The organism is Streptomyces sp. NPDC041814 (assembly GCF_055590565.1).
Window position 1 is genome coordinate 113532 of the sequence record NZ_JBVJAM010000014.1, and the last position, 24617, is coordinate 138148.

The following is a 24617-nucleotide window of genomic DNA, read 5'->3' on the forward strand; positions in this document are numbered from 1 at the left end:
CGCATCCCGCGGATGACACCCGAAGAGCTCCGGGCCGCCCGCGACCGCGTCGTTCCCGACGTGGCCGCGGGCGGCCTGCGTGTCCTGTTCTGCGGGATCAACCCGAGCCTCACGACGGCCGCGACGGGGCACCACTTCGCCTTTCCCGGCAACCGATTCTGGCCCGTGCTCCATCTGTCGGGCTTCACCCCGCGCCGACTGGCCCCCGCCGAGCAGGCCGAACTGCTCGACCACGGGCTCGGCATCACCAACGTCGTCGCCAGGGCCACCGCCCGGGCCGACGAGCTGTCCGCCGAGGAGTACCGCGAGGGCGGGCGGCTCCTGACCGCCAAGGTCGAGCTGCTGCGGCCGCGCTGGCTGGCCGTCGTGGGCATCACGGCGTACCGCACGGCATTCGGTGAGCGCCGGGCCCGGATCGGGCCGCAGGAACGGACGGTCGGCGGAGCCCGTGTCTGGGCGCTGCCCAACCCCAGCGGCCTCAACGCGCACTGGACGGCCGCCACGATGGCCGAGGAGTACGCCCGGCTGCGCCTGGCGGTGGAGGAAGACGACCTCTAGGGGGCGTCTTGCCCCGGGGCCGGGTCAGGGCGGGTCGGTCTCCGTGACGACCACGCTCAGCTCGCAGCCGGAACCGCCCTCCTCCAGCGAGAGGGCCAGCGCTATCCAGCGCTCCTCGACGTACCAGAGGCGCAGGTACTCGCATCCCGCGACGGTGTCCGCCCACGGCTGCGGTATCTCCTCACCCGCGAGCAGCCGCTCCTGGGCGCTGAACAGACTGACCAGCTGCGGCTCGCCCCAGCGGCTGCCGAGCAGGGTGGCCAGCGCTTCGTGGTCCGCGAGGCACTGGGCGCGGCGCTCCAGCCGGCCGGCCTCGTCCTCCTCCCAGGCGTCGTCCGCGTACAGGAATTCCGTGTGGTAACCGGGACCGCTGACTCCCGAACCCGACCGGACACGCTCCACGGGGAACTCCCGGGCGCGCATCCCGTCGATGAGGCGGAGGTGATGTGCGGTGGTCATGCCGTCAGTAAACCTTCCCCCACTGACAATCGGGACTCCGCTCCGTACTTTGAGATGATTTCAGCCAGCTCGTTCCGGCTGCCGCGCCACCAGTTGGCTCCCTTCGGGCACCAACTGGGCAGCGTCCCGCCGAAGATGGCACGGACCGTCGCGTCCGGGTCCGCGGCAGCCGCGCCGGTGTGCCGAACCCCTTCCTAACGGCTTCGCATCCCTTGGTCGCCTACCCCCTGAGCAGCGAGTACGATCCGCCTGACATGCGCACTAGCTGGGAGGACACACCGTGGGCCGGCTGACCGGCGGGGACCCCTCGCTGCTGCGGCGGATCAATTCCGCGGTGGTGCTCCATGCCCTCAGGGGCGCCTCCTCCTCGACCCTCACGGACCTGACCCGGATCACGGGCCTGTCCCGTCCGACGGTCGAGGGCGTCGTGGAAGGGCTCTTCGAGGCGGGTCTGGTCGTGGAGTGCGCTCCGGAGGGGGCCGAAACCCGCCGTCAGGGCCGTCCGGCCCGCCGCTTCCGCTTCCGCGCCGAGGCCGGGCACCTGCTGGGCATCGAGATCGGCCCGCACCGCGTCTCCGCCCTGCTGTCGGGGCTGGACGGCCGGATCATCGGCGCCGGCTCCCGCGAGGTGTCGGAGACCGCCGGTGCCGACGACCGCCTCGACCGGGTACGGGCCGTGGTCGCCGACGTCCTGCGGCGGACCGGCGTGGCCCGCAGCAGCCTGCGCGCCGTCGGCGTGGGCAGCCCGGGCATCGTGGAGGCCGACGGGACCGTGCGGCTGGGCACCGCGCTGCCGGACTGGACGGGCCTGCCCCTCGGCGAACGGCTCAGGCGCTCCTTCCGCTGCCCGGTCCTCGTGGAGAACGACGCCAACGCCGCCGCCGTCGCCGAGCACTGGAAAGGCGCGGCCACGGAGTCCGACGACATCGTGTTCGTGCTCGCGGGGCTGAGCCCGGGCGCCGGTTCGCTGATCGGCGGGCGGCTGCACCGGGGGTTCGGCGGCGCGGCCGGGGAGATCGGCGCGCTGCATCTGCTCGGCCGGGACGTGACGCCGGAGCACCTGCTGTCCACGACGGACACCCCGCTGGACCCGTTGGACGAGCACGCGGTCGCGGCTGTCTTCGCGAAGGCGCGGCACGGGGACGAGCAGGCGCGGGCCGCCGTGGACCGGTTCATCCAGCGCCTGGTGCACGACGTGGCGGCCCTGGTACTGGCGCTCGATCCCGAGCTGGTGGTGGTCGGCGGCTGGGCCGCCGGTCTCGACGGGGTGCTCGACCCGCTGCGGAGCGAGCTGGCCCGCTACTGCCTGCGGCCGCCCCGGGTGTCCCTGTCTCTCCTCGGCGAGGCGGCGGTGGCGACCGGCGCGCTGCGGCTCGCGCTCGACCATGTGGAGGAGCAGCTGTTCGCCGTCGAGGGAACGGTGACGGCCCGCCGCTGAACGCGACGGGCCGTGGGGTGCGCGATGCGCCTCGGATCAGGAGGCCCGGCGTTCCTCGGCGGGGTGGCTGATCTCCAGGTCGCCCGAGTCGCCGAAGGTGAGCCGGCAGGTGTCGGCCCGGTACGTGGCAACCGCGACCGCCGCCGTGCCGCCCGCGGCGAGGTAGCGGGTGGTGACCACGAGGACGGGGGCGCCGGGGAGCCGGTCCAGCTCCTTGGCGTCGTCCGCGCGGGCGGACCCCAGCTCGACGGAGCGGTCCTGGCCTTCGAGGCCGAGCCGGTGCAGTTCGCGGACGACAGCGCGGGCGCGGGCCGCGCCGGACGGGGCGTCTATCCCGGACAGTTCGGGCACGGAGGAGGACGGCACGTAGAGCAGCTCGGCGGCGACCACCTGGCCGTGGCTCGTGCGGATGCGGCGCACGATGTGCACGGGCTCCTCCGCGCCGGCGTTCAGGGTCGCGGCGACGGCGGCCGGTGCGGGCGCGCTCTCGCAGTCCACCGGCTGCCAGGCCGTGTCGGCCCCGCCGTCGGTCCAGTCGTTGCGGGCGGTGGAGACGGCCACGCCGACGCGGGGCGGGGCGACCGTGGTCCCGACGCCCCGGCGGCGGTGCAGCCTGCCTTCGAGTTCGAGCTGTTCCAGGGCCTGCCGGAGCGTGGCCCGGGCGACGCCGAACCGGGCGGCGAGCTCACGCTCGTTGGGAAGGATCTCCCCCACCGCAAAGTCCGAGTCGAGTGCCTCACTGAGCACGGTCTTGAGGTGCCAGTACTTCGGCTCCTGCACCGTTTCCAGCTGCGTGGTCCCCACCCTGTCCTCCGCAATCGCCCAGCGGCTTATTCCGCGACGTTATTTATTAAAGGTTCCTGTCTTAACGTTGAGACCATAGGACGGCGCAACCCCTTGGTCAAGACCAATCCTGCGCCGGAGACCCTGTGAATGGGCGGGGTGCCGCACAGCGTTCACAGGACGTTCGCGGACCGGCGCACCGCGCGCGGCCCCGCGTCCGCCTTCGGAGCAGGGGCTTCCGCCTGCGGCGCGATCGTGCCGCGCCGCCCCAGCACTCCCGAGCCGATCGCCACACCGAGGCCGACGAGGCAGGATCCGGCGGCCTGCGCGAGGCCGTACGAACCGGTGCCCACGAGCGGGGCGGTGAGTGCGGCGGAGACGGGGATGAGGCCGGAGAAGAGGGTGGCGCGCTCGGCGCCGATGCGCTGCATGCCCATGTACCAGCAGACGAAGCCGATGACCGTCACGACGGCCGCCTGCCAGATCAGCGCCAGCGCCTCGGCCCCGGTCGGCACGCGCAGGAAGCCGCCGCCGTCCAGCACCAGGCCCAGGACCGTCGACTCGGCCGCCGCGATCACGCAGACGGTCGCGGAGAGCAGCTTCGGGCCCAGCGGGCGCAGCACCGGCACCGCGATCACGGCGAAGCCCACCTCGCCGGCCAGCGCGCCGACGGAGCACAGGATGCCGCTCAGGTCGGTGCGCCCCCAGCCCTGGACCGTGAACGCCCCGGCGGCGACCAGCGCCGCCGCGTACAGCACGGGCCGCGCGGGCCTGCGCCCTTCCAGCAGGGGTACGAGAACGGCGACGAGGATCGGGGCGCAGCCGACGAAGACGCCCGGAACTGCGGGTTCCGCGGAGCGTTCGGCGGCCAGGACGGCGAGGTTGAAGCCGACCATGCCGACGGCGGCGAGCAGGGCGAGCCTGCCCCATTGCCGTCCGGTGAGCCGGCGGAGCGTGGCGGCGGGGCGGGGTTCGCCGGGGCGGTGGATCAGGGGCAGCAGCAGGAGTGCGGCGAGGCCGTAGCGGAGCGCCTGGCCACCCGCGTAGGGGTAGTCGCCGAGGACGCTGTTGGCGGTGAAGGAGGCGCCGACGAGGACGCAGGCGACGGTGGCCAGCAGGGCCCCGCGCAGTGAGGTCGCGTTCATGGGACCGACGCTAGGCATCGGGGTGGATCGGATTAAGGTCCACTTTCATGAGAGCTTCGGGGACCAATTCGCAGACCGGCGCGCCCTCGGGTGGCGGCGGCGGGGGCCGTGAATCCGTCTCGGCGGCCTGGGAGTTGCTGCTTCCGGTGGCGTCGGCTCCGGCGCGTGGCCGGGGCCGGGCGCTCCAGTCGGCGCTGCGCGAGGCGGTCCGCTCCGGCCGCCTCGCGCCGGGGACGCGGCTGCCGGCCAGCCGTGAACTGGCCGCCGATCTGGGGGTTTCGCGCGGTCTGGTGACCGAGGCGTACGAGCAGCTGACGGCGGAGAGCTACCTGCGCAGCGGGCGCGGTGCGGGAACGTGGGTGAGCGGGTCCGCGCGGGCGGCGGCGGACGGTGCGCGGGACCTGGCGCCGCGCGCCGGCCGGGTGCGGGTCGACTTCCGGCCCGGGACGCCCGACCTCTCCCTCTTCCCGCGCGGCGCCTGGGCGGCCGCCCACCGCTCGGTACTCGCGCGGCTGCCGCACGGGGCACTCGGCTATCCGGATCCGCGCGGTCTGCCGGAGCTGCGCGTCGCCCTGGCCGCGCTGCTGACGCGGCGGCGGGGGGTGGTCGCCGATCCGGAACGTCTGCTGGTGTGTTCGGGGGTCGCCCAGGCGACGACACTGCTCGGGTTCGTCCTGCACGGGCGCGGGGTGCGCACGGTCGGGGTGGAGGACCCCGGGAGCCCGGAGCACACGGCGCTCTTCGGCTCCGCCGGGGTGGCGACCGCTCTGGTGCCGCTGGACGAGGAGGGCCTGGCCCCGGGGCCGCTGAAACGTTCCGGGGTGCGGGCCGTGGTGACGACTCCGGCGCACCAGTTCCCGACCGGTGTGGCGTATTCCGCGGCCCGTCGCAGCCAGCTCCTCGAATGGGCGCGGGAGGCGGACGGGCTGCTGATCGAGGACGACTACGACGGTGACTTCCGGTACGACCGCGCCCCGGTCGGCGCCCTCCAGGGCCTCGATCCGGAACGCGTCGCGTACACCGGGTCGGTCAGCAAGTCGCTGGCTCCCGGGCTGCGTCTGGGCTGGCTGATCGCGCCCGCTTCGATGACCGCGGAGCTCGTGGAGCGGAAGCGGATGATGGACCTCGGCAATCCGTCCCTCGAACAGGCGGTGCTCGCCGACTTCGTGACCGGCGGGGGCTATGACCGCCAGCTGAGGCGTTGTCAGCGCGCGTACCGGGAGCGCCGGGACGTGCTCACGCGGTCCCTGGCCGAGCACATTCCGGGCACGGAGGTGAGCGGGGTCGCGGCCGGGCTGCACGCCATCGCGCGACTCCCCGGACTCCGCGGTCCGGAGGAGGAGTTCGCGGAGCGCGCGGCGGGTGCCGGGGTCGCCGTGCGGCTGCTGCGCGAGTACGGGACGGAGCGGCCGGAGGACGGCTGTGCGCGTCTCGTCCTCGGTTACGCCCATCTGGCGCCGGCCGACATCGTGCGCGGCGTGCGCGCCCTGGCCGGCCTGCTTCAATAGCCCTGCTGACCTGCGGTGATGACCGATTGTCAGTGGCGGGTTCTACGGTTCTTTCCATGACCCGAACGTCGCAGGCCCTGGCCTACTCACGTCCCTCCGTCCTGGCCTCCTCACGGTCCGGGCGTTCGCTCGGCCTGGAGACGGCCGGCGGCTCCACACCGCAGGGCGCCGAGGCGCACCCCCGGTTCTTCTCGGGGTTCCTGGCCTCGCCGCAGATAGCGGCGCGGGGGCTGCTCGCCGTCGCGGACGTCGCCGCCGCGCGCTACTACCAGCGGACGCTCCTGGCCTCCCTGGACCCGGTGGTGACGGGCAACGGCGACCGGCTGCGCTTTGAGTCGTTCTCCGGCTGCTGCGGGGTCTACGCGCGGCTCGATGTGCTCAGCGAGGGTCTGGAGGGCGTGGAGACGGGCCACGGCACCACCAATGTGGACGTCAACCATCCGCTGCGGGAGGCGCTGTCCCGGATGGGCGGTGACGAGCCGCTGCATCTTCGGGTGGGACCGCAGGAGATGGCGGTGACCACGACGGACGGGGCCGTCGTGGAGAAGAAGGTGCCGCTGCCGGACCGCTGGCTGCGGGGCTTCGCGGAGGCGCAGGTGGCCTCCGCCGCCTTCGATCTGCGGGCGGAGCTCCCGGCGGCGGACGCCGTACGGTTCCTGAGGTCGCTGCCCGCGTCCTCGGGGGCGGCGGCGCGCGGCGCGCGGTGGGTGGTGCCGGCCGGGCGGACGCTCCGGACCACGACCCGGCCGGTGCCCGGAGCCGTCTGCCTGCCCGGCCCCCAGCGGCTGTCCGCCCTGCAGCGGGTCTTGCGCCACGCGTCGGCGCTCCGCGTGTACGGGCCGGTGGCCGACGGCGCGGCCGCCGCGAGTGCCTGGGAGGTCGTGCTGCCGGGGATGCGGCTGACGCTGACGCTGTCGCCCGATGCCTCGCGCGGGTTCTCCGGCGAGGGCGGGGTGCTGGAGGCGCTGGCCACGGACGACGCCGCGGCCGACGCGGAGCTGGTGTCGGTGCTGCTGGCGTGGGAGCCCCGGATCGAGCCGGACCGGCTGGCGGAGCAGGCGGGCCTTCCGGTGGAGCGGGTCCGGGCCGCGCTGGTCCGGCTGGGGACGGCGGGCCGGGTGGGCTACGACCTCGCGGACGCGGCGTACTTCCACCGCGAGCTGCCGTACGACGCGGACCGGGCCGAGCGTCACAACCCCCGGCTCGTGGCCGCGCGGCGGCTGGCCCGGGAGGGGGCGGTGGTCCTGGACGGCGAGCTGGCGGCGGTGCGCTCGGGCGACCGGCGCTACCAGGTCCGTGAGCAGTCGGGGGCGCTGAGCTGCACCTGCCAGTGGTGGGCGGACTACGGGGGCCGCCGGGGCCCGTGCAAGCACGCCCTCGCGGTCCGGATGGTGCGCCGGGGCGCGGCGGTCGCCGGGGGTGCGCGGTGACCGCACTGCTGGACGCGGTCCGCGACGGCCGCATGGACGACCTCCGGCCCCTGCTGGCCCGGCTCGACCGGGGCGGACGCAAGGCCGCCCTGGAGGAGTTGAAGGCGCTGCGCAAGGAGGCGCGGGGCTGGCGCTGGGGGGAGCGCACCCGGGTCCGCAAGGCGATCCTGGTGGCCGGTGCGGGCTGCCACACCGGGGCGGCGGGCTGCGCGACCTGGCTGGGCGCCAGGGACATGCGGGACTGGGCTCACTCGCCGTACCCGTGGGTCCTGGAGGTCCTGAGCGACCGCGAGCCGGACTGGCTCGCCGATCTCGCCCGCCGGCTGGCCGCACGCGCCGTGGAGTCGGACGCGGAATACCAGCTGGTCGAGGAGCTGTCCCGCCGGGCGGGCTGTCCGCTGCCCGTCTCGGACGGCATGGTCCGGGCGTGGGCGGAGCGGGTCGACAGCGCGCGGTGGCAGGCCAGGTCCGAGAAGTCTCTGATCGATGTGTTGCGAACGGAGGCCGCTCTCGACGTCCTCGTGCCGCACCTCCTGACGTTGCCGGAGCTGCCGGCGGCGGTGGCCTGGTTCGACAGGGACACCCCCGCCGCGTCCTGGGCGGCCGCGCTGACCGCCCTGGTGACGGAGGGCCTGCTCGACCGCGCGGCCCTGCTCGACGGCTGTGCCGCGCGGCTGCTGCGGGGCGGGAAGCCCACCGATCTCCGCTTCTGCCTGCTGGTCGTGCGGGGGCTCGCTCCGACCGCCGAGGAGGAGGCGGCGCGGGTCGCCGACTGGATGGCGATGGCCGCGGACGGGCCTTCTCCGGTGGCCGGCCACGCCCAGGAGGTGCTGGCCCGGCTCGACGCGCAGGGGGCGCTCTCGGTCCGGCAGTTGGCGGAGGTGTCCGGTGGGGTGCTCTTCCGTAGCGAGAAGAAGCTGGTGCGCGCCCAGTTGATCCACCTGGGGAAGGTGCTGCGCCGGGACTCTTCGGCGGCCGAGGAGCTGCTGCCGGTGATCGCGGACGCGTTCGGGCATCCGGACACCGACGCGCAGGAGCGTGCGCTCAAGCTGGCCGCCCGCGCCCTGCCCGCCGCGTCGCCGGAGGTCCGCGAGGAAGCGGCCCGGACGGCCTCGCTCCTGGCGCCGGTGCACCGGGAGGCGGCGCGCGCGGTGTTCGGGGACCTGTGGGAGGACGAGCCGGACGCGGCGTACGAGGAGGTCCTCCCACCACCGCCCGCCCCGCGTCCCCTCGGCCCGCCGCCCGGCTCGGTGGCCGAGCTGACCGAGGAGGTGACGGCGGTCCTGCTCCGATCGGGCCCTGAGGAGGACGTCATTGCGTTCGAACGGGCCCTGGACGGGCTGGTCCGATACGCCGCCACGCACCGGGAGGAGCTGGTCACGGCCCTGGAGTCCGCGCTCGCCGGCCAGTGGTGGGCCACCGCGCCCAAGGACGGGGTCGAGTGGCGGATGTCCCGGCACCACGAGGGCCTGCACATCGTCGCGGCGTCCCTGCTCGGGCGGGTCTCGCGACGGAGCGTGCACGACGGACAGACCCTCCGGGCAAGCGGGGGCCGCTGCTGCCACGCCGCTCTCAACGGCATCCTGTACGCCCGGCTCTGGGAGGTGGCCGCCGAGATGTGGTCGGGCCGGCTGCCGTATCTGCTGGCCACCCCCACGTGGCATACGGGAACCATCGACGCGGGGGAACTGGTCGAGCGGTTGCGCGGCTACCGCGCGCTGGGTGTGGCGGCCGGGCCGGTGGACTTCGCCCAGGCGCTCCTGCGGGTCCGGCGCACGGACGCGACGGAGGCCGCACGGGAGGCGTCCGCACTGGGCACCGAGGAGGGCGACCGCCTGGCGGCATGGCTCCTGGCCGACGAACCGGTGGCTGCCGTGGTCCCCCGGCACGTGGAGACGGACGTCCCCGTCGCCCGCGACTGGCTGCGGCAGACGGTGGTCAAGGCGCGACGCGTCCTGCTCACCACCAGGGACAACCCGCTCGTCCGGCAGCAGTTTCCGCGCCCCTTCCACTGGCTCGGGAGCGCGCACTCGCCTCAGAACCAGAACTGCTACTGCTGGGCAGCGGAGTCTCCCCAGTGGATCGCCACCCTCCCCGAGGACGGCGAGACGCTCGCGGCCTGGCTGCTGCCCTCCGTCGCGGCGTGCGTGCAGGAGGAGCGGGGCGGCACCTGGCTGCTCCCCGCGCTCGCCGAGACCGGTGGCCCGGCCGCCGGGGCGATCCATCTCGCCCTGGCCTACGGCCTCGGCGCGCGGCACGCGGAGGACCGGCTCGCCGCGGTGGACGCCCTCCTGGTGCTGGCGGCGCGCGGACGGCTGGACACCGGGCTGCTCGGCGGCGAGCTGGACACGCTGATCGTGCGGGAGGCGGTCAAGCCGAACCGGCTGGCGGACGCGGCCCGGACCGCGGCGGAGACCGGGGCGTACGGGACGGTCCTGTCCTTCCTGGTGCCCGTACTTCCCGCGCTGCTGGCGCAGGAGCGGGCGCCCCGGGGGCTGAGCGATCTGCTCGCCGTGGCGGCGGAGTGCGCGGAGCGCAGCGGGCCCCCGAAGACCGGGCCGGTCCCGGGGCTCGCGGAGACGGCCGCGCGCGGCGGGACGACCCAGCTGGTGCGGCAGGCGAAACGCCTGGAGACCGCCTGCCGGGCGGGCAGCGCCTGAGCCCCGAGCGCCCGTCTCCCGGGGCGCCCTTCGAAACGTGCCCCCGACACCTTCGAAATCGACGGCAGGAGGGCCGATCGCCCTTTAACCCATCGGTCACAAAGCGTTCGTGATCAGGCAACACGGTACGGTCACAGTGGGTTCATGACTGATGTGACATCCGCGAAGAGTGCCCGCCGCCCCCACCACTGGCGGCGGGACGTGATCGAGCTCGCCGCGCTGTTCACGGCGGTGGCGGTCGCCGACGCGATCGCCAACCTGATCGGGCATCAGCCCGACGGCCCTTACCTGCTCGTGGCCTCGGCCGTGGCGCTGACCGCCACGGCCGCGTTCCACACCTGGTGGGCCCGGCGCCACAGCCACGCCCCGCCTCCCGCACCGGCCGCCGACACCCCCGAGGCGTCCGGCGCGTCCGAGGCCCCCGACGCCTCCGCCGTCCCCGGCGAGACGGTGCTGTGGCGGATGCGGACCACCGTGCGGGACGTGCCGGGGAGCCTGGCCGCGCTGTGCACGGTGCTGGCCCGGCACGGCATCGACATCCTCACGCTCCAGACGCACCCGCTGGCGCGGGGCACCGTGGACGAGTTCCTGCTGAGGGTGCCCGCGTCCCTGCCGGCCCGGGAGCTGTCCCGGGCGGTGGCCGCCGCCGGGGGCAGCTCCACCTGGACGGAGCGGGCCGACACCCACGACCTGGTGGACGCCCCGACCCGGGTGCTCGGCCTCGCCACCCGCACCGCCCTCGACGCGGCCGAACTCCCCCTCGCCCTGCGGCAGCTGCTCGGCCGGTGCACCATCCACTCGTTGCCCGCCGTTTCGGTCACCGGGCGCGCCACCGGTGAGACCGCCCCGGTCGAAGGGGTGCTGGAGGAGACGGTGATGCGGCTGCGCGACCCGTCGGGCGGGGTCATCACCGTGGAGCGGCCGTATCTGCCGTTCACGCCCACGGAGTTCGCGCGGGCCCGAGCGCTGGTGGAGCTCGATGCCCGGCTCGGCCCCCGGGTCCCGCGCGGCGAGCAGGTCCTGACGCTGCCCGAGGGCAACGAGATCACCGTGCGCCGGGCGGACCGGGCCGACCTCGACGCGGCCGCGGCCATGCACGGACGGTGCTCCGAGCAGACCCTGCGGCTGCGCTACCACGGCCCGGTCCGGGATGCCGACCGCTATCTGGAGCACCTGCTGAGCCCCCGCTTCGGCCGGACCCTCGCGGTGCAGACGGCGTCCGGGCGGATGGTCGCCCTCGGCCATCTGCTCTGGGACGGCGACGAGACCGAGGTGGCCCTCCTGGTCGAGGACGAGTGGCAGCGGCGCGGCATCGGCTCCGAGCTGCTGGCCCGCCTGGTGGCGCTGGCCGTCGAGGCCGGCTGCGAGAACGTCTACGCCGTGACCCAGGCGTCCAACACCGGCATGGTGGCCGCCATGCGCGCGCTCTCGCTGCCGCTCGACTACCAGATCGAGGAGGGCACCCTCGTGATCACCGCACGCCTCGCGGCGACCCCGGCGCACCCCCTGCCGCAGCTGCCGCCGTACGAGCAGGCCGAGCGCTGACCCCACCGCGCACGGGCTCCCCGCCGTCGAGCGCCTGGCACAGGTCGGCCCACAGGTCCTCGACGTCCTCCAGGCCGACCGACATCCGCAGCAGCCGGTCCCCGACACCGGAGGCGTGCCGGTCCCCCTCGTCCACGATGCGGTGGCTGATGGAGGCCGGGTGCTGGATGAGGGTGTCGACGCTGCCGAGGCTGACGGCGGGGGTGATCAGCCGCACCCCCGCGATCACCCGGTGCGGGTCCCCGTACACCTCGAACGAGACCATCGCGCCGCCGATCTCCGGGTAGTGCACCCGGGCCACCCGGGGGTCGGCGGAGAGCCGGCGGGCGAGCTCGGCGGCGCTCGCGGAGGCGGCCCGGACCCGCACCGGCAGGGTGGACAGGCCGCGCAGCAGCAGATAGCCGGCCATCGGGTGCAGGACTCCGCCGGTGGCGAACCGGACCCGGCGCAGCACGGCGGCGAACTCCTCGTCGCACGCGACGACTCCGCCCATGACGTCGCCGTGCCCGCCCAGGTACTTCGTCGCGCTGTGCAGCACGATCCGCGCACCGAGCTCGACGGGGCGCTGGAGGACGGGCGTCGCGAAGGTGTTGTCGACCAGGAGCGGCACCGCACCGCAGGAGTGGGCGACGGCCCGGATGTCCACCTCGGCCAGGGTCGGGTTGGCCGGGGTCTCCACGATCACCAGACCCGTGTCCGGCCGGATCGCCTCGGCGATGCCCGCCGGGTCCGTCCAGGTCACCTCGGTGCCCAGCAGCCCGGCGCCCAGCAGGTGGTCGCTGCACCCGTAGAGCGGCCGCACGGCCACCACATGGCGCAGCCCCACGCTCGCGCGGGCCAGCAGAACGGCGGTCAGCGCGGCCATGCCGCTGGCGAACGCCACCGCGCTCGCGGTGGATTCGAGCCGGGCCAGCGCCGTCTCGAAGCGGCCGGTGGTCGGGTTGTCGAGCCGCGCGTAGACCGGCGGGCCGTCCGGGCGGGCCCCGGTGGTGGCGAAGGCGTCGATCCGCTCGGCCTCGGCGCGGGAGTCGTACGAGGGGTAGGTGGTCGACAGGTCGATCGGCGCGGCGTGCAGGCCGAGGGCCGCGAGGTCGTCGCGTCCGGCGTGCACGGCTTCGGTGGCGAGCGCCCGGGACGGGGTGGTCGAGGGCGGCAGCACGGATTCGTTGTCCATGCGCGCACTCTGAACGCTCACCGGACGATGCGGCCCGAAGCCCGTGCTACGTTCGCCGAATGACTGAATCCGTCGCTCTCGACACGGTCGATCTGCACATTCTGCGGCTGTTGCAGAACGACGCCCGGACCACTTACCGGGAGCTGGCGGCCGAGGTCGGGGTGGCTCCCTCGACGTGTCTGGACCGGGTGTCCCGGCTGCGCCGCACCGGAGTCATCCTCGGGCACCAGCTGCGGCTGGATCCGGCCAGGCTGGGCCGGGGTCTGGAGGCGCTGCTCTCCGTACAGGTGCGGCCGCACCGGCGGGAGCTCATCGGCCCGTTCGTGGAGCGGATCAGGTCGCTGCCGGAGTCCCGGGCCCTGTTCCACCTGACCGGCCCCGACGACTACCTGGTGCATGTGGCCGTGGCGGACACGGCGGATCTGCAACGGCTGGTACTGGACGAGTTCACCTCGCGGCGCGAAGTGGCCCGGGTGGAGACGCGGCTGATCTTCCAGCAGTGGGAGTGCGGGCCGCTGCTTCCGCCCGTGCCGGGGGCCGCGGGCCCCGTTCCCGGTCAGGTCCGTCCCGCCGATTGATAGTGACGCGGGGGCCCCTCCCGTACGAGGATGGCCCCATGTCAGACTCTTCCAGCAGCGCACTGCCGCGCCAGATCGCCGACGCCTACGTCGACGCCTTCATCGAACTCGACCCGATCTCCGGCACCTATCTCGGTGTCGCGGCAAGCTCGCGCCGCCTTCCCGACTTCTCTCCGGCCGGCCAGGAACAGCTGGCCGCGCTGGCCCGGGACACGCTCGCCCGGCTGGACCGCGCGGAGCAGCTGCCCGGGGCCGCCGATGACGCCGAGCGCCGCTGCGGCCGGCTGCTGCGGGAGCGGCTGACGGCCGAACTCGCCGTCCACGAGGCGGACGAGGCGCTGCGGGCCGTTTCCAATCTGCACTCGCCCGCGCACGCGGTCCGTGAGGTGTTCACGGTGACGCCGACCGAGACGGACGAGGACTGGGCAGCCGTCGTGGAGCGGCTGCGGGCCGTCCCGGCGGCGCTCGCCGGCTACCAGGAGTCCCTGACGCTCGGTCTGGAGCGCAAGCTGTACGGCGGTCCGCGCGCCACCGCCACCTTCATCGGCCAGCTCGACGAGTGGGTCGGGGACGGCACGACGGGCTTCTTCCAGGACTTCGTCGCGAGCGGCCCGGACGCCCTGCGCGCGGAGCTGGACGCGGCCGCCGCGCAGGCCGTCGGCGCCCTGGACGAGCTGCGCCGCTGGATGCGCGAGGTGTACGCGCCGGCGATCGAGGGCGAGCCGGACACGGTGGGCCGTGAGCGCTACGCCCGCTGGTCGCGCTACTTCAACGGCACCGACCTGGATCTGGACGAGGCGTACGCGTACGGCTGGTCCGAATACCACCGGCTGCTCGCCGAGATGAAGACCGAGGCGGAGAAGGTGCTGCCGGGGGCGGGCCCCTGGGAGGCGCTGGCCCACCTCGATGTGCACGGCAAGCACATCGAGGGCGTGGACGAGGTCCAGGCATGGCTCCAGGGCCTGATGGACGAGGCGATCGAGGCGCTGGACGGGACGCACTTCGAGCTGGCCGAACGGGTGCGCCGGGTGGAGTCGCGGATCGCCCCGCCCGGCGGCGCCGCCGCCCCGTACTACACGGGTCCCTCCGAGGACTTCTCGCGGCCCGGCCGGACCTGGCTGCCGACCATGGGCGAGACCCGGTTCCCGGTGTACGACCTGGTGTCCACCTGGTACCACGAGGGCGTTCCCGGCCACCACCTCCAGCTCGCCCAGTGGGCGCACGTGGCGGAGAGCCTGTCGCGCTACCAGGCGTCGATCGGCATGGTCAGCGCCAACGCCGAGGGCTGGGCGCTGTACGCGGAGCGGCTGATGGACGAGCTGGGCTTCCTGCCCGACGCGGAGCGCCGGCTCGGCTACCTGGACGCGCAGATGATGCGGGCCTGCCGGGTGATCGTGGACATCGGCATGCACGTGGGCCTGGAGATCCCGGCCGACTCGCCGTTCCACCCGGGCGAGCGGTGGACGCCGGAGCTGGCGCAGGAGTTCTTCGGCAACCACAGTGGCCGGCCCGCCGACTTCGTGGAGAGCGAGCTGACCCGCTATCTCTCGATGCCGGGCCAGGCCATCGGCTACAAGCTGGGCGAGCGCGCCTGGCTGCTGGGCCGGGAGAACGCCCGCGCGGCGCACGGTGACGCCTTCGACCTCAAGGCGTGGCACATGGCGGCCCTGTCGCAGGGCCCGCTGGGCCTGGACGACCTGGTGGACGAGCTGTCGAAGCTCTGACCGGTGCGGCCGGCCCCCGGGGCGCCGTCCCCGGGGCCGGCCGTCGTCAGCAGCCGCAGTCGTCCGTGCCGACCGGTGCGGTGAGCGGATCGGCCGCCCGCTTGCCTTCACCTTCCCAGGTGTCGTACGCGAATCCCTCGCGCGCCCAGTACTCGAAGCCGCCGAGCATCTCCTTGACCCGGTAGCCGAGCCGGGCCAGCGCGAGGGCGGCGCGGGTGGCGCCGTTGCAGCCGGGCCCCCAGCAGTACGTGACCACCGGCACGGCCGGGTCGAGGAGCCGGGGTGCCTGGGCGGCGATGAGCGCCGTCGGCAGGTGCAGGGCGCCCGGGATGTGCCCCTGGTCCCAGGACTCGGTGGACCGGGAATCGAGCAGGACGAAGCCGGGGTCTCCCCCGGCCGCCAGGGCTGCGGCGACGTCCGAGACGTCGGCGTGGAAGGCGAGCGAGGCTCCGAAGTAGGCGACCGCGTCGGCCGGTTCGGCGGGCGGGACGCTGAGGACGGGGTGGGAGGCGGGGGCCTGTCCGGCGACAGGGCCCGGGGTGCCGGTCTGGGGAGTCATGCCTGAAAATCTATGGTCGGCGCCCTCGCTTCGGAAGGCGGGATCCCCGGCAGCTGCCTTGATCCGCCGGGGATTCCACGGTTTCCTGTCCGTATGAGCGACTATTCCCCGGACGCCACCGACTGGCGCATTCTCGACGTTCTGCAACGGGAGGGCCGCGTCTCGTTCGCGGAGCTGGCGCGGGCGGTGGCCATGTCGCCGAGCGCGGTGACCGAGCGGGTCCGCCGTCTTGAGGAGACCGGGGTCATCAGCGGTTACGCGGCAGTGGTCGATCCGGAACGGCTCGGGCTGCCGATCCTCGCCTTCGTACGGCTGCGGTATCCGAACGGCAACTACAAGCCGTTCCACGACCTGTTGGAGAGCACGCCGGAGGTCGTGGAGGCGCATCACGTCACCGGCGACGACTGCTTCGTGCTCAAGGTGACGGCCCGCTCGATGAGCCATCTGGAGACCGTCTCCGGGAAGATCGGCGCGCTCGGCTCCGTCACCACCAGCGTCGTCTACTCCTCGCCGCTGCCGGGGCGGCCCATCAGTCGCTGAGCCCGTCCGTCCCGGACCGGAGCCGCACGGCCGACCCGTGCCGCTCCTTCACCACCTCCAGCTGGGCGGGGATGCGGCGCCGCAGGTCCGCGACGTGGCTGACGATGCCGACGCTGCGGTCCCGTTCGCGCAGCGAGTCGAGCACGTCGAGCACTTCGTCCAGCGTCTGGTCGTCCAGGCTGCCGAACCCCTCGTCGATGAACAGGGTGTCGAGCCGTACGCCTCCGGCCTCGTCGGTCACGACGTCGGCGAGGCCGAGCGCCAGGGCGAGCGAGGCGAAGAACGTCTCGCCGCCGGAGAGCGTGGCGGTGTCGCGCTCGCGCCCGGTCCAGGCGTCGATGACGTGCAGGCCGAGGCCCGCCCTGCGGCCGCCGGTGCGGGCGTCCGAGTGGACCAGCTGGTAGCGGCCCGAGGACATCCGCTGCAACCGGGCACTCGCCGCCGCCGCGACCTGTTCCAGCCGGGCCGCGAGCACGTACGACTCCAGCCGCATCTTGCGCGCGTTGTCCGCCGAGGTGCCGGCGGTGAGCCCGGCGAGCCGGGCGACGCGCTCGTACTCCTCGCGCACCGGCCCGAGGGCCCGCGCCTCCTCGGCCACGCGGCGGGAGAGCCTGGCGAGTTCGGTACGGCGTTCCCGCGCCGCGTCCAGACCGGCCGCGGCCTCGCGCAGCGCGCGCTCGGCCCGGTCGAAGCGCTCCCGGGCCGCTTCCGGGGCAGCGGGCGGTCGGTTCGCGGCGTCCCGGGCGGCGGTCTCGGCGAGCCGGTCGGCGACCGCCGCGGCCTCGGTCTGCCAGGCGTCGAGGCGGTGCTGGAGCGTACGCTGCGCCGCGTCGTCCAGCAGGGTCGCCGCGGCGGCCTCCGGCGTGTCGAACCCGGCCCGGAAAGCGGCGTCCGCCACCCGGTCGTCGGCCTCCTTCAGCCGTGCCGCCGCGCTCTCCTCCTCGCGCACCGCGCCACCGGCCCCGGCGAGCAGCGCGACCCGCCGCTGAAGCACCGCGGCGTGCTCGGCGACGCTCGGGTGCCCCCCGCGCGCCCGGTCCAGCACCGCGTCGATGTCCGTCTGCTCCCGGTCCAGCGACTCGCGCCGTGAGGTCCGCGCGGCGCCCCGCTGCCCGACCCGCTGCAGTTCCTCGGCCCGCCGCCGCTGCTCCCGCTCGGCCCCGGCGAGCGCTTCCCGGGCGGAGTGCGCCCCGGCGGCCAGGCGGTACGCCTCGGCGTGCTCGGCGGCGAGACCGGCCACGAGTGCGCCGAGGGCGGCGACCGTGGGCTCGCTGTCGGCCGCCGCGATCCCGGTCCGCCCGGAGTCGTCCGTTCCGGCATCTGCGGTGGAGGCGGCAGGCCCGGCGGGCCCCGGTCCTCCGTCTCCGGCGGCGCCCGCCGCCTCCGCGCGGGCCGCCGCATGGCGCTCGCGTACCAGCGCCAGGGACTGTTCCGCCGTGGCGCGGGCGCGTTCCGCGTCGCGGTGGGCGCGTTCGGCGGATTCCTCCGCCGCGCGGTCCACGTGCCCGTCGCCGGGGAGGGCGGGGGCCGGGTGGTCCGTGGCGCCGCAGACCGCGCAGGGGGCGCCGTCGGCCAGCTGGGCGGCGAGTTCGGCCGCGATGCCGCGCAGGCGGCGCTCACGCAGGTCGAGCCGGCGTTCATGGGCGGCGAGCGCCTGTTCGCGGGCGGCCGCGAGCTGCTGTCCGGCGGCCTCCGCCTCGACGGCCAGGGCGTCGCGGCGGCGCGCCGCGTCCAGGCGGCGGCGGGCCGGGTCGAGGCGTCGGGCCAGGAGTTCGGTGCGGGTGGCGGCTTCGAGGGCCGCGTCCAGGCGGGCCTGGAGGCCCTCCCGAGTGGTCTCCCAGTCGGCGAGCCAGTCCTCCGCTTCGCGGACCAGTTCCTCGTCGGCCCGGGCCTGCCGGTCCAGGGCGGCGCGCTCCTCGGCGATCCCGGCGGCCCGCTGCTCGGCGCGCCGGGCCGATTCGAGGCCGCCCAGGTCCTCGCGGAGCCGGTGCTCCAGGGCCGCCAGTTGCCCGGCGCCCGCGTCGGCCAGGGTCTCGGGCAGCCGGCTCAGGGCGAGGTCCCGCTCCTCGCGCGCCCGCTGGTGAGCCCGCTCCGCCGCCTCGCGCAGATCGAGGGCCGGCGCGACGAGGTCCGCCTTGCGGGCGCGGGCGAGGCGGTCCCGCGCCTCCTCGTGGGCGGCGCGACCGGCCTCCACGGCGTCGGCGCGGTGCCGGGTCTCGGCGTACCGCTGCTGGAGCGCGGCGAGCTCCCGTTCGGCGTCCAGGGCGATGCGGGCTGCGGCGTGCCGGCGCTCCGCCGTGGCCAGGACCGACGCGGCGATGTCGAGGCGTTCTCCGGCACCGGCGCGGGCGTTCGCGGCCCAGCCGAGGACCGCGTCCGCGAGGCCGGGGTCGCCGGGCCGGAGCTCGGGCAGCGGGCACTCGTGGGCGGCGGGCCCGGCGGCCTGGGCGATGCGCTGGGCGAGGGCGAGGATCTGGTCGTCACCGGCCTTGACCTGGGCCTCGGCCACCCGGCGCAGTTCGGCGAGGCGTTCCTCGACGGCCGCGAAGCGCCGGGTGTCGAAGAGCCGGCCGAGGAGCCGGCCGCGTGCCTCGGCGTCGGCGCGCAGGAAGCGGGCGAAGTCGCCCTGGGGCAGCAGGACCACCTGGCAGAACTGCTCGCGGCTCATGCCGACGAGCTGGGTGATCTCCTCCCCGATCTCCTGGTGCGACCGGCTGAGCCCCCGCCAGCCGTCCTCGGGGTCGTACTCGCGCAGCAGGCTCTGCGCCTTCTCCGTGGTGTGGCCGCCGCCCCGCTTCTTGGGGCGGGGCTGGGCCGGGCGCCGGGTGATCTCCAGTCGGCGCCCGCCGACGGTGAGGTCGAGCAGGACCTCGGTCGGCAGGTCCGCCGGGGCGTGGTCGCTGCGCAGCGAGGTCCCGGGGCTCTGCCGGGCGCCGGGGACCGCCCCGTAAAGGGCGTAGCAGACGGCGTCCAGGACGGAGGTCTTGCCGGCTCCGGTCGGCCCGTGGAGCAGGAAGAGCCCTGCGGCGGAGAGCGCGTCGAAGTCGATCTCCTGGGTGCCGCCGAAGGGGCCGAACGCGGTGACGCGGAGGGTGTGGAGCCTCACCGGTTCACCTCGCGCACGCCGTCGTCCACCCGTACATGGTCGAAGGCCCCCCGCAGCACGGCCCGTTCCTGCTCGTCGGTCCCCGACCCGCCGCGCACGTGGGCCACGAAGTCCTCCGCGATGGTCTGGTCGTCGCGGCCGCGCAGGCGGCGGGCGTACGAATGGTCCGGGTCGTCGGGTGCCCGCTCCGGTTCGAAGACGAGGCTCAGGGTGTGCGGGAAGCGCTCGGTGAGCCGGGCCATCGGGTCGGCGGGACGGGCCGGGTCGGTGAGGGTGGCCTCCACCCAGGCGTCCTCGTGGCGGTCGAGCGCGGGGTCGTCCAGCAGGTCCTCCAGCCGGCCGCGCAGCCGGGCGAGGCGGCGGGGCACCGGGCAGTCGATCCGCTCGCCGGTGACGGCCCCGGAGGCGTCCAGGTCGATCAGCCACATGGTCTTGCGGTGGGTGGCCTCGGAGAAGGAGTAGGCGAGCGGGGAGCCGGAGTAACGGACCCGGTCGGTGACGGCCTGGCAGCCGTGGAGGTGGCCGAGCGCCGCGTAGTCGACGCCGTCGAAGACCCCGGCCGGGACCGCGGCGACGCCGCCGACCGTGATGTCGCGCTCGCTGTCGCTGGGCTCGCCACCGGCGACGAAGGCGTGGGCGAGGACGACGGACCGGGTGGAGCCGGGGCGGCGGGCGAGGTCGGCGCGGACGCGGTCCATGGCAGCGGTCAGTACGGCCTCGTGCCCGGCGCGCTCGGCCTTGAAGACGTCCTTGACCAGGGCGGGTTCCAGGTAGGGCAGCCCGTAGAACGCCACGTCGCCGTGCGCGTCGGGGATGACGACGGGCGTGGCGCAGTGCGCGGGGTCGGTGCGCAGGTGGATACCGGCCCGGTCGATGAGCCCGGCGCCGACGCCGAGACGGCGGGCGGAGTCGTGGTTGCCGGAGATCATCACCGTGGGCACCCCGGCGGCGGCGAGCCGGTGCAGGGCGTCGTCGAAGAGCTCGACGGCGCCGAGCGGGGGCACCGCCCTGTCGTACACGTCCCCGGCCACCACGACGACGTCCGCCTCGTGCTCGGCGACGGTGGCGACCAGGTGGTCGAGGTAGGCGGCCTGGGCGTCGAGCAGGGGGACGCGGTGGAAGGACCGGCCGAGGTGCCAGTCCGATGTGTGCAGAATCCTCAAGACCCGGCTCCGGTCCGCATGCGCTTCCTCCGCCCCTGTGCCCTCACGCCCCACAGTCTCCCATCCCGCCGGGGACCCGGAGCCGCGTCCGGGAAAGCCCGGTCCGCGACGCGCCCCGCCGTCACGCGTCGTCGTACGCCTCGCCGCCCAGCTCGACGCGCGCCTCGCCCGCCGTCGCGTCGGCCAGCCAGCGGCGGAACGCCTCGACGTCGGCGTCCGGCAGCGCGATCTCGATGGCTACGTCGGCCGCGTACCGGACCTCGCGCACGGTCCGTCCGGTGGCGCGGAGTTCGTTCTCCAGCCGGCCCGCCCGCTGGTGCCCGACGGTGACGGTGGCGAGCCGGAAGCGGCGGCGGGTGCGGGTGCCGAGGGCGTCGAGGGCTTCGCCGACCACTCCCCCGTACGCCCTGATCAGCCCGCCGGCGCCCAGTTTCACGCCGCCGTAGTAGCGGGTGACGACGGCGACGGCGTAGCAGACCTCGCGGCGGGTGAGCATCTGGAGCATGGGGACGCCCGCTGTGCCGCCGGGCTCGCCGTCGTCGCTCGCCTTCTGCACGGAGGCGTCGGCGCCGATGACGTACGCGTAGCAGTTGTGCGTGGCGGTCGGGTGCTCCCTGCGGACGCGGGCGATGAACTCCTGCGCCTCTTCCTCGGTGGCCGCGGGGGCGAGCGCGCAGATGAAGCGGGACCGGTTGATCTCGCTCTCGTGCACGCCCGCGCGGGCGACGGTCCGGTACTCCTCCTGCATCCCGCCACCCTATGCGTACCTGCGGGAATGGCCGGGGCGGGCCGCCGGTTGTCGGGTGCATGTACGCAGACACGGAGACGATCCGCAGGATCCTGGAAGACACCGGCGACACCTGGGCGGTGGTAGGGCTGTCCAACAACCGTTCGCGCGCGGCCTACGGGGTCGCCGAGGTCCTTCAGCGGTTCGGCAAGCGCGTGGTCCCGGTGCATCCGAAGGCGGAGCGGGTGCATGGCGAGGAGGGGTACGCCTCGCTGGCGGACGTCCCGTTCCCGGTGGACGTGGTCGATGTCTTCGTCAACAGCGACCTTGCGGGCGAGGTGGCCGACGAGGCGGTCGCCAAGGGCGCCCGGGCGGTCTGGTTCCAGCTCGGCGTGGTCGACGAGCAGGCGTACGAACGCACCCGGGCGGCCGGCCTGGACATGGTCATGGACCGCTGCCCCGCCATTGAGATCCCGAGGCTCGGGGGCTAGGGCCTGTCTGACAGGCCCTAGGAAACGTCCATGGCGCGGACGCCGAGTCCGTCCAGGATCACGGCGCCCGGCAGGGCGCCCAGCGCCTTGCCGGTCACGATCAGCTTGCCCCGGCGCGAGCCGCTGCCGATGAGCACCCACTCCTCGTCCACGACGGCGGAGTCGATCAGCAGCGGCCAGGTGGCGGGGAGCCCCACGGGCGTGATGCCGCCGTACTCCATGCCGGTCTCGCCGACCGCGGTGTCCATCGAGGCGAAGCGCGCCTTGCGCAGGCCGAGCTGTTTGCGGGCGACCCCGTTCACATCGACGCGGGAGTGCGACAGGACGAGGCAGGCGGCGAGGGTGACCTCGGCGCCGCGCTTGCCCGAGAGGACGACGCAGTTCGCCGAGTGCTCCAGCAGCTCCGCCCCGTGGTGGGCGACGAAGGCCGCCGTGTCGGCGATCTCCGGGTCCGTGTCGACGTGCAGGACCTGGTCGGGGGTGACACCGCCCCAGCCCGTGCGCACCGCCTCGGCCACCGGGGCGGTGAGGAGGTTCTGACGGTCGACGGCGGGGCCGGCGTTCTCGAAGGAGCCGAGGGGTGCGCGCATGCGCGTCACGCTAACAGCGTCGTCCGCGCGGGTGCGAGGTGTCTCATCTGACGGGCGGAATGCTTACGGCCATGGTGAGTTCGACCGGCTCGGTGCCCTCGTTGCGGTAGGCGTGCGGGTGGTGCGCCTCGAAGGTGGCGGAGGTGCCGGCGTCCACGGCGTACGGGGTGTCGGCGACGACGAGCGTGAGGGTTCCGGCGGTGACGTGGAGCAGTTCGACCGTGCCTTCGGGGTGCGGGTCGGAGCGGCTGCCGTCGCCGGGCATCAGCCGCCAGGACCAGAGTTCGAGGGGCCCGCGGGCCTCCGTGCCGACCAGGAGCGTGGTGGCGCTGCCCGCGTCGGTGGACCAGAGGCGGACGGCCTGGTCGGCGGGGACCAGGCGGACCGGGGAGCCCTGTTCGTAGTCGAGCAGCGTGGTGATGCTGACGCCGAGGGCGTCGGCCAGCTTGACCGTGGTGCCGACGCTGGGATTGGTGCGGGCCTGCTCGATCTGGATGATCATGCCGCGGCTGACCCCGGCGCGGGCGGCCAACTGGTCCAGGGTGAAGCCGCGTTCACCGCGCCAGCGCTTGAGATTGCGCGCGAGGGACTGGGTCAGCTGATCGAGATCAGTCACATTCCGTCCAATATTCTGTATGACAGGGTCCAGCACTCTGTACTACGGTGCGGTGTACCCACTCGTTCATCGCACTGTACTGCGAGGCCCTCATGACCGCGTTGTTCGCCCTGGCCACCAGCCTCCTGTGGGGGCTGGCCGACTTCGGGGGCGGCCTGCTGACCCGGCGTACGCCCGCGCTGACCGTGGTCGTGGTCTCGCAGATCATCGCGGCGGCGGTGCTCGGCGTGATCGTGACGGCCACGGGCGGCTGGAGCGAGGCGGGGCCCCGGCTCTGGTACGCGGTCGCGGCGGGCGTCGTCGGGCCGGTGGCGATGCTCTGCTTCTACCAGGCGCTCGCGCTCGGCCCGATGGGCGTGGTCTCCCCGCTCGGCTCGCTCGGCGTCGCCGTGCCGGTGGGCATCGGGCTGATCGCCGGGGAGCGCCCGGACCTCCTCCAGGGCGCCGGGGTCGCGGTGGCCGTCGTGGGCATCGTGATGGCGGGCGGCCCGCAGCTGCGCGGGGCTCCGGTGCAGCGGCGGGCGATCCTGCTGACCCTGGTGGCGGCCTTCGGCTTCGGGGGCGTGATGTCGCTGATCGCCCATGCCTCGACCACGGTGACCGGGCTGTTCCTCGCCCTGTTCGTGCAGCGCCTCACCAACGTGGCGGTGGGCGGCGGGGCGCTGTACGTCTCCGTGCGGCGCGGCGGCCGGGCGCTGCCCGAGGACGGGGGCGCCGCGGCGGTCCGGGCGGCGCTGCCCGCGCTGGCGTTCGTCGGCCTCGCGGACGTCGCGGCCAACGGCACGTACGCCACGGCCGCCCAGCACGGCCCGGTCACCGTCGCCGCCGTGCTGGCCTCGCTCTACCCGGTGGTGACGGCCCTGGCCGCGCGCGGATTCCTGAAGGAGCGGCTGCGGGGCGTGCAGGCGGCGGGCGCGGGGCTGGCCCTGGTGGGCACGGTGCTGCTCGCGACGGGGTAGGGCGTCCGGGGGCGGTCAGCCCTCTTCGAGCCGCGCCACGGCGAGGAGCTGTTCCGGGGTGACGCCCTCGGGGATCGGGACCGGGGCCGGCGTCCGCAGGGGCGGCTGCCAGCCCTTCTCCGGGTCCCAGCCGCGTACGACACGGGCGGGCGCTCCGGCCACCACCGCCCGGTCGGGCACCTCGCCCCGAACCACGGCCCCGGCGGCCACGACGACGTTCCGGCCGAGGCGGGCGCCGGGCAGGATCACCGCACCGGTGCCGATCCAGCAGCCCGGGCCGATGGACACGGGCCGCATCCGGGGCCACTGCTTGCCGACCGGCTGGTGCGGGTCGTCGTAGCTGTGGTTGGTCGAGGTGATGTAGACGTACGGACCGCAGTACGTGTCCGCGCCGATGGTCACCGTGGTGTCGGCGACGACATGGCTGCCCCGGCCGAGCACGACACCGTCGCCCAGGGTGAGGATCGGGTCGGGGCCGAGGTCCAGGTCGGGCATGAGTCCCGCGGTCAGCGTGACCTGCTCGCCGATGATGCAGTGGTCGCCCAGTTCGATCCACGGCTCGCCGAAGACCGTGCCCTGCGGGAAGGCCAGCCGGGTGCCCTCGCCGATCCGGGCGAACCGAAGCCCTCCGGGGTGCTCGGCGGTGACCGCGCCCGCCTCGCGCGCCCAGCGCCAGCAGCGGTGGACGGCGCCGGACAGGGCGCGCCGCCGCCAGGCGGTCAGGCGGGCGAGCGGATTCCGGTTCTTCGGCACGCGCTCACCGTAAGCCGCGCCCACCGGGCGGGCGGCGGGACCGGCCTGTGATCTTCACCCCAACAGGGGGCCGCGCCGTCGCGTCGCATACGGTTTCACCGGCGGCGACCA

General features: G+C 74.7%; 22 protein-coding genes. 11 read left to right on the plus strand and 11 right to left on the minus strand.

Annotation, left to right across the window (positions count from 1 at the left end; genetic code table 11):
- Positions 1–12 precede the first annotated feature (12 nt).
- Complete coding sequence (gene mug, locus ACZ6C6_RS29540) at positions 13–558, plus strand: G/U mismatch-specific DNA glycosylase (protein ID WP_469207063.1); 546 nt, start codon at positions 13–15, stop codon at positions 556–558.
- A gap of 24 nt (positions 559–582) precedes the next feature.
- Here mug and ACZ6C6_RS29545 read toward each other — a convergent pair whose 3' ends face one another.
- Positions 583–1017 carry a hypothetical protein gene (locus tag ACZ6C6_RS29545; RefSeq protein WP_469207065.1) on the minus strand — a complete coding sequence of 145 codons (435 nt, stop codon included), beginning with the start codon at positions 1015–1017 and terminating at the stop codon, positions 583–585.
- Between the two features lie 280 nt (positions 1018–1297).
- Here ACZ6C6_RS29545 and ACZ6C6_RS29550 point away from each other — a divergent pair, with 280 nt between their 5' ends.
- A complete protein-coding gene (locus ACZ6C6_RS29550) occupies positions 1298–2455 on the plus strand; it encodes an ROK family protein (protein ID WP_469207067.1) in 1158 nt (385 codons plus the stop codon).
- Between the two features lie 36 nt (positions 2456–2491).
- On the opposite strand, the gene ACZ6C6_RS29555 is transcribed toward ACZ6C6_RS29550, so the two are convergent.
- Entirely contained in the window at positions 2492–3259 is a 768-nt protein-coding gene (locus ACZ6C6_RS29555) for a GntR family transcriptional regulator (protein ID WP_469207069.1), read from the minus strand.
- A gap of 152 nt (positions 3260–3411) precedes the next feature.
- Entirely contained in the window at positions 3412–4383 is a 972-nt protein-coding gene (locus ACZ6C6_RS29560) for a DMT family transporter (protein WP_469207071.1), read from the minus strand.
- 47 nt (positions 4384–4430) lie between these two features.
- On the opposite strand from ACZ6C6_RS29560, the gene pdxR reads away from it, so the two are divergent.
- The 4 genes from pdxR (at position 4431) to ACZ6C6_RS29580 (ending at position 11526) form a co-directional block, all read left to right on the plus strand.
- On the plus strand, positions 4431–5891 hold the full coding sequence (pdxR, locus tag ACZ6C6_RS29565; RefSeq protein WP_469207073.1) for a MocR-like pyridoxine biosynthesis transcription factor PdxR: 1461 nt from the start codon (positions 4431–4433) through the stop codon (positions 5889–5891).
- Positions 5892–5947: 56 nt separating this feature from the next.
- A complete protein-coding gene (locus ACZ6C6_RS29570) occupies positions 5948–7321 on the plus strand; it encodes an SWIM zinc finger family protein (protein WP_469207075.1) in 1374 nt (457 codons plus the stop codon).
- On the plus strand, positions 7318–9981 hold the full coding sequence (locus ACZ6C6_RS29575; protein WP_469207077.1) for a DUF7824 domain-containing protein: 2664 nt from the start codon (positions 7318–7320) through the stop codon (positions 9979–9981). The genes ACZ6C6_RS29570 and ACZ6C6_RS29575 overlap by 4 nt, the downstream gene beginning before the upstream one ends.
- 144 nt (positions 9982–10125) lie before the next feature.
- Positions 10126–11526, plus strand: a complete 1401-nt coding sequence (locus ACZ6C6_RS29580) for a GNAT family N-acetyltransferase (RefSeq protein WP_469207079.1) — start codon at positions 10126–10128, stop codon at positions 11524–11526.
- Here the strand turns inward: ACZ6C6_RS29580 and ACZ6C6_RS29585 are convergent.
- The gene (locus tag ACZ6C6_RS29585; RefSeq protein ID WP_469207081.1) at positions 11453–12700 is read right to left on the minus strand and encodes a trans-sulfuration enzyme family protein; all 1248 of its coding nucleotides are present in this window, start codon (positions 12698–12700) and stop codon (positions 11453–11455) included. The genes ACZ6C6_RS29580 and ACZ6C6_RS29585 overlap by 74 nt on opposite strands.
- Positions 12701–12759: 59 nt before the next feature.
- Between ACZ6C6_RS29585 and ACZ6C6_RS29590 the strand changes: the two genes are divergently transcribed.
- Together ACZ6C6_RS29590 and ACZ6C6_RS29595 are read left to right on the plus strand one after the other, a co-directional pair.
- Entirely contained in the window at positions 12760–13278 is a 519-nt protein-coding gene (locus ACZ6C6_RS29590) for an Lrp/AsnC family transcriptional regulator (protein WP_469207083.1), read from the plus strand.
- 38 nt (positions 13279–13316) lie between these two features.
- Positions 13317–15002, plus strand: a complete 1686-nt coding sequence (locus ACZ6C6_RS29595) for a DUF885 domain-containing protein (RefSeq protein ID WP_469207085.1) — start codon at positions 13317–13319, stop codon at positions 15000–15002.
- A gap of 46 nt (positions 15003–15048) precedes the next feature.
- Here the strand turns inward: ACZ6C6_RS29595 and ACZ6C6_RS29600 are convergent, their stop codons facing one another.
- Positions 15049–15561 (minus strand): rhodanese-like domain-containing protein, encoded by a 513-nt coding sequence (locus ACZ6C6_RS29600; RefSeq protein ID WP_469207087.1) that lies wholly within the window; start codon positions 15559–15561, stop codon positions 15049–15051.
- Between the two features lie 93 nt (positions 15562–15654).
- Between ACZ6C6_RS29600 and ACZ6C6_RS29605 the strand changes: the two genes are divergently transcribed.
- Positions 15655–16101 carry an Lrp/AsnC family transcriptional regulator gene (locus tag ACZ6C6_RS29605; RefSeq protein WP_469207089.1) on the plus strand — a complete coding sequence of 149 codons (447 nt, stop codon included), beginning with the start codon at positions 15655–15657 and terminating at the stop codon, positions 16099–16101.
- Here the strand turns inward: ACZ6C6_RS29605 and ACZ6C6_RS29610 are convergent.
- From ACZ6C6_RS29610 to ACZ6C6_RS29620, 3 genes are all read right to left on the minus strand, one after another.
- A complete protein-coding gene (locus ACZ6C6_RS29610) occupies positions 16091–19207 on the minus strand; it encodes an AAA family ATPase (protein WP_469207091.1) in 3117 nt (1038 codons plus the stop codon). The two genes, ACZ6C6_RS29605 and ACZ6C6_RS29610, sit on opposite strands and share 11 nt — an antisense overlap.
- On the minus strand, positions 19204–20370 hold the full coding sequence (locus ACZ6C6_RS29615; RefSeq protein ID WP_469207093.1) for an exonuclease SbcCD subunit D: 1167 nt from the start codon (positions 20368–20370) through the stop codon (positions 19204–19206). The genes ACZ6C6_RS29610 and ACZ6C6_RS29615 overlap by 4 nt, the downstream gene beginning before the upstream one ends.
- Before the next feature lie 121 nt (positions 20371–20491).
- Positions 20492–21118: a YigZ family protein gene (locus ACZ6C6_RS29620; RefSeq protein WP_469207095.1), complete on the minus strand. Its 627-nt coding sequence runs from the start codon at positions 21116–21118 to the stop codon at positions 20492–20494.
- Positions 21119–21177: 59 nt separating this feature from the next.
- Here ACZ6C6_RS29620 and ACZ6C6_RS29625 point away from each other — a divergent pair, with 59 nt between their 5' ends.
- Positions 21178–21588 carry a CoA-binding protein gene (locus ACZ6C6_RS29625; protein WP_469207097.1) on the plus strand — a complete coding sequence of 137 codons (411 nt, stop codon included), beginning with the start codon at positions 21178–21180 and terminating at the stop codon, positions 21586–21588.
- A gap of 17 nt (positions 21589–21605) precedes the next feature.
- Here the strand turns inward: ACZ6C6_RS29625 and ACZ6C6_RS29630 are convergent, their stop codons facing one another.
- Entirely contained in the window at positions 21606–22178 is a 573-nt protein-coding gene (locus tag ACZ6C6_RS29630; protein WP_469207099.1) for a YbaK/EbsC family protein, read from the minus strand.
- A 43-nt stretch (positions 22179–22221) separates the two neighbouring features.
- Entirely contained in the window at positions 22222–22794 is a 573-nt protein-coding gene (locus ACZ6C6_RS29635; RefSeq protein WP_469207101.1) for a helix-turn-helix domain-containing protein, read from the minus strand.
- A gap of 92 nt (positions 22795–22886) precedes the next feature.
- Between ACZ6C6_RS29635 and ACZ6C6_RS29640 the strand changes: the two genes are divergently transcribed.
- Positions 22887–23753: an EamA family transporter gene (locus tag ACZ6C6_RS29640; protein ID WP_469207102.1), complete on the plus strand. Its 867-nt coding sequence runs from the start codon at positions 22887–22889 to the stop codon at positions 23751–23753.
- Between the two features lie 15 nt (positions 23754–23768).
- On the opposite strand, the gene ACZ6C6_RS29645 is transcribed toward ACZ6C6_RS29640, so the two are convergent.
- Complete coding sequence (locus ACZ6C6_RS29645) at positions 23769–24506, minus strand: acyltransferase (protein WP_469207104.1); 738 nt, start codon at positions 24504–24506, stop codon at positions 23769–23771.
- Between the last annotated feature and the right edge of the window lie 111 nt (positions 24507–24617).

Bases quoted from the DNA above. Each gene is read 5' to 3' on its own strand.
- ACZ6C6_RS29570 (WP_469207075.1), top strand. From the start codon at position 5,948: ATGACCCGAACGTCGCAGGCCCTGGCCTACTCACGTCCCTCCGTCCTG.
- ACZ6C6_RS29590 (WP_469207083.1), top strand. From the start codon at position 12,760: ATGACTGAATCCGTCGCTCTCGACACGGTCGATCTGCACATTCTGCGG.
- ACZ6C6_RS29625 (WP_469207097.1), top strand. From the start codon at position 21,178: ATGTACGCAGACACGGAGACGATCCGCAGGATCCTGGAAGACACCGGC.
- ACZ6C6_RS29630 (WP_469207099.1), bottom strand. From the start codon at position 22,178: ATGCGCGCACCCCTCGGCTCCTTCGAGAACGCCGGCCCCGCCGTCGAC.
- ACZ6C6_RS29600 (WP_469207087.1), bottom strand. From the start codon at position 15,561: ATGACTCCCCAGACCGGCACCCCGGGCCCTGTCGCCGGACAGGCCCCC.
- ACZ6C6_RS29620 (WP_469207095.1), bottom strand. From the start codon at position 21,118: ATGCAGGAGGAGTACCGGACCGTCGCCCGCGCGGGCGTGCACGAGAGC.
- ACZ6C6_RS29545 (WP_469207065.1), bottom strand. From the start codon at position 1,017: ATGACCACCGCACATCACCTCCGCCTCATCGACGGGATGCGCGCCCGG.
- ACZ6C6_RS29585 (WP_469207081.1), bottom strand. From the start codon at position 12,700: ATGGACAACGAATCCGTGCTGCCGCCCTCGACCACCCCGTCCCGGGCG.
- ACZ6C6_RS29640 (WP_469207102.1), top strand. From the start codon at position 22,887: ATGACCGCGTTGTTCGCCCTGGCCACCAGCCTCCTGTGGGGGCTGGCC.
- ACZ6C6_RS29580 (WP_469207079.1), top strand. From the start codon at position 10,126: ATGACTGATGTGACATCCGCGAAGAGTGCCCGCCGCCCCCACCACTGG.
- ACZ6C6_RS29560 (WP_469207071.1), bottom strand. From the start codon at position 4,383: ATGAACGCGACCTCACTGCGCGGGGCCCTGCTGGCCACCGTCGCCTGC.
- ACZ6C6_RS29605 (WP_469207089.1), top strand. From the start codon at position 15,655: ATGAGCGACTATTCCCCGGACGCCACCGACTGGCGCATTCTCGACGTT.
- pdxR (WP_469207073.1), top strand. From the start codon at position 4,431: ATGAGAGCTTCGGGGACCAATTCGCAGACCGGCGCGCCCTCGGGTGGC.
- ACZ6C6_RS29595 (WP_469207085.1), top strand. From the start codon at position 13,317: ATGTCAGACTCTTCCAGCAGCGCACTGCCGCGCCAGATCGCCGACGCC.
- mug (WP_469207063.1), top strand. From the start codon at position 13: ATGACACCCGAAGAGCTCCGGGCCGCCCGCGACCGCGTCGTTCCCGAC.